Origin of the sequence: Paenibacillus darwinianus (assembly GCF_000598065.1) — a bacterium.
Lineage (GTDB): Bacteria > Bacillota > Bacilli > Paenibacillales > Paenibacillaceae > Paenibacillus_I > Paenibacillus_I darwinianus.
Genome location: NZ_KK082158.1, coordinates 22,050 through 25,754, shown reverse-complemented (window position 1 = coordinate 25,754; position 3,705 = coordinate 22,050). Strand labels below are relative to the sequence as shown.

At 53.1% G+C, this 3,705-nt stretch carries 1 pseudogene; it reads left to right on the top strand.

The annotated features are described in order from the left end of the window. Window positions 1-244 precede the first annotated feature (244 nt). A pseudogene (locus BG52_RS16450) lies at window positions 245-3,705 on the top strand (GH36-type glycosyl hydrolase domain-containing protein); the annotation flags it as partial.

The window sequence follows — 3,705 nt, the reverse complement described above, 5'->3', positions numbered from 1 at the left end:
ATATGTGGCTAAAAGTAAAAAATGACTCGTGCAATCCCGCCATTCTAGCGGGTTATATTTCGGCTGATCTTAAGAAGGCGACCTTTCACCAGATGGTCGTCTTTTGTTTTTACTGCGCAAGATTTGGGATCCACTCATAAAACCATGCGACATTGGCAATAATTTGATTGTCCGGAACTCTTCGTTATCCTGATGCGAACAGTACTGCATGAATATTTGACCAACTGATTCTCCGGAGGAGCCAATGGCATATAACAAGGAAAAACTTTGTCAAAAAGCATGTGAACTTGCCTTGCAGCACACCCCAACTGCAGCACGGGCCCAGCCAAAATACTTATGGAATCAATTCGATTCGGACATAGAGAGTTTACGGGCATTTGTCCTTTCTTTGCAGGATCGTCAAGCAGGTTGTGGTCAGCCTGCGGAAGAATGGCTGCTTGACAATGCAGAATTTATCGAGGAACAGGCATTGGAAGTGAGAGCTCAATTATCCAATCGCTCGCTTGGTTATTTGCCGCGACTTGGAAAGAACGGGATATTGCGTATTCAATCTCTATGCGAAGATTATTTGGAGCAGGTCGACGCTATATGGAATGAGGAATCCTTTGTTTCCTATCTGGTCGCTTATCAGGAAGTTTCCGCATTGACGCTTGCCGAGACCCGGTCCACCCCGCTCATCCTTCGGGTGGCCTTGATCAAAAGGCTGGCCGAAACGATGGCACTCGCGCGTGATCGCCGAGAGGTTTGCATGGAAGTTGAACGGTTGCTTTCACGGATAGAGCCTTCCAAGTTAAATCCGGAAGCGATCAACGCCCAATTGGAAGCGGCGGGTCAGGCCGTTCCGCTATCCGGTCCATGGATCGTTCACTTGATCAGTCACCTGCGGGAGTGGGCCGACGATTCCGCTTCCGTGCGCGAATGGTTGATGTGCAAATTTGAGAACGGTTCAGACGACCTCGATCGCATCGTATCCTACGAGCATCAGCTTCAGGCCGCCTATCAGGTGACGGCTGGAAATTTGATTACAAGCTTGCGCAACAACGAGCGCGGGGACTGGAATGGCCTGTTCGAACGGATAAGCTTGCTCGACCGAACGCTTCGTCAGGAAAGCACGGGCGTCTATCTCTTGCTTGATTCTGACAGCAGGAATGAGATTCTTGATCGCATAGAAGTATTGGCCCGCCGTATGCGTATGCCCGAAAACTTGATCGCAAGTCATTCCGTGGCACTCGCGCAGGAAGAGCTAGAACGGGTGTCCGGGGACCGCGAGAAGATGCCGGCCGAGATGGGTGACCTGCCTCGCCCGACGTTTGTTGCTTATTATTTGTTCGAGCCTGCCGGAATCAGAAAGTTAATGCATTCGTTGCGGCAATGTGGCCATCCCCGGCATTTTCCGGGAGCCGGTATTGTCCAACGGGCTACCGGCACTTACTTTGCTTTGCTCATCGCATTGTTCGCGCCTGCCTTAATTGCCGCTGCCGCCTGGATCGGCAGTGGACGCGGCTTGACACCGCAAGGGTGGGTCGCGGTATTGCTTGCGCTGACCCTTCCCGTGAGCGAGTGGGTTATCGCTTGGCATCATTTGGGAATCGAACGCTTTTACCGCCCCCGCCCTCTGCTGCGTTATGATTTTTCAAACGGTGTACCGTTAGAAGCTGCCACGATGGTCGTCATTCCGGCCATCTGGTCTACACCTGAAGAACTGGGGGAGTTGGCGGATCGTTTGGAAATCCATTATTTAGCTAACCGCGATCCAAACATCCATTATGCGATTTTGGGGGATTTTACCGATGCCCGGGAGGAGAAGCTTCCGGAAGATGAAACGCTCATTGCATGGGCAAAAGAAAGAATCGAGACGCTAAACCGTACGTATTTCAGCCCCGGGGGCACTACCTTTCACTTTTTTCAGCGTCGCAGACAATGGAACCCCCATGAGGGCGTATTCATGGGCTGGGAACGAAAGCGCGGAAAATTGGTGGAATTCATCGAACTGCTTAAAGGCAGTACGGCGACGAGCTACGACTTTATGACGGGTGATACGACCGTGTTGCCGCACATCCGCTACATCATTACGTTGGACGCAGACACACAGCTCCCTATGGGAAGCGCACAGCGGATGATCGGCACGCTCCATCTGCCTTACAACAGACCGCGTTTAAATCATTCGCGAACCCGGGTCGTCGAAGGGTATGGCGTGTTGCAGCCGCGGATCGGAATCAGCCACGAGTCGGCCATGCGGTCGCGCCTTTCCTATTATGGGTCGGAGCCGGGATTGGACCCGTATGCGTTTGCCGCTTCTGATCCTTATCAGGACGCACTGGATCAGGGGATTTTCACGGGAAAAGGAATTTTTGATGTGGATGTGTTTGCCGAGATCTTATGCGAACGCATTCCTGAAAATACGGTGCTAAGCCACGATTTGCTCGAAGGAGGTTTTTTGCGGGCGGCCCTGCTGGCGGACATCGAATTGATCGACGACTACCCGTCCGCATTCATCACTTATCAGCGGCGTCTGCACAGATGGGTGCGGGGAGATTGGCAGCTGGTTTGCTGGCTGTTTCCGCGCGTTTGCGACCGAAGGGGAACGATAAGGCCTGTCGATCTATCCGTTATTACACGTTGGCAAATGATCGACAATTTGCGCCGCAGCCTGCTTCCAATCGCCTATTTCGCGCTTCTGGCACTTGGTTTAACGGTTCTTCCCGGCTCCCCGGGCAGCTGGTTTGCTGTCGTTTTCGCAACCCTGTTTATACCGGTTATCCGTCAGATTTTTGTTATGCAGCGAACCGGTTGGCATTCCCGGAGGGTGTTGTCTACAGCGGTACACGTCTTGATGACCATCTGGACACTTCCGTTTCAAAGCGCGGTTTTGCTCGATGCGATCGGTAGAACGCTTTACCGGCTATATATAAGCAAACGCCGTTTGCTTGAATGGACCAGTTCGTCTCATATTGAGCGGAGCAACAGGGGAAATCATCATGCGGCGTTGCTCGGTGCGCGCGGCGGATACGCATTAATCATCCTGTTTGCATTAGCTGCAGTGATGCAGGGGCAACCGGCAGCGACATGGATGGGCCTCATGCTTAGTTTATTTTGGGCGCTGGCTCCTCTTGCTGTTCGCTGGTTGGACAAGCCTCCGGCACGGGACGGGCAGCCGCTCGCCCCGGCGGAAGAGGGAGAATTGCGCGCGTTGGCCAAACAAATTTGGGCGTTCTATGAGGATTTTGCAGGGCCTCAAGATCATTGGCTGCCCCCGGACAACGTTCAAATCGACCCTCCGAACGGAGTGGCGCATCGTACGTCTCCCACCAATATCGGGTTTCTGTTAACCTCTACCTTGGCCGCGCGGGATTTCGGGTTTATCGGCACGGCGGAACTGGTGGAGCGTTTGGAGCGCACTGTCAGCACCGTCGAACGATTAGACAAATGGAACGGCCATCTTTATAACTGGTACGACACCATCTCACTCGCTACGCTGCCGCCGGCGTATGTCTCTACGGTGGACTCAGGTAATTTCGTAGCCAGTTTGATGACGGTAAAACAAGGGTTAGTCCATTGGCTGATGTCCGACTTCACCGTGAGCAAGCAGTCAAGTCGGACTGCATTTGAAAGAAACGAAGGGCTATATGTTGAGTTTGCCGTAGAGCTCGAGACAAGCAGTCCGGGGGAAGCGGCCGTAAAGGAGATGGAGGAGCGTAACGGCGC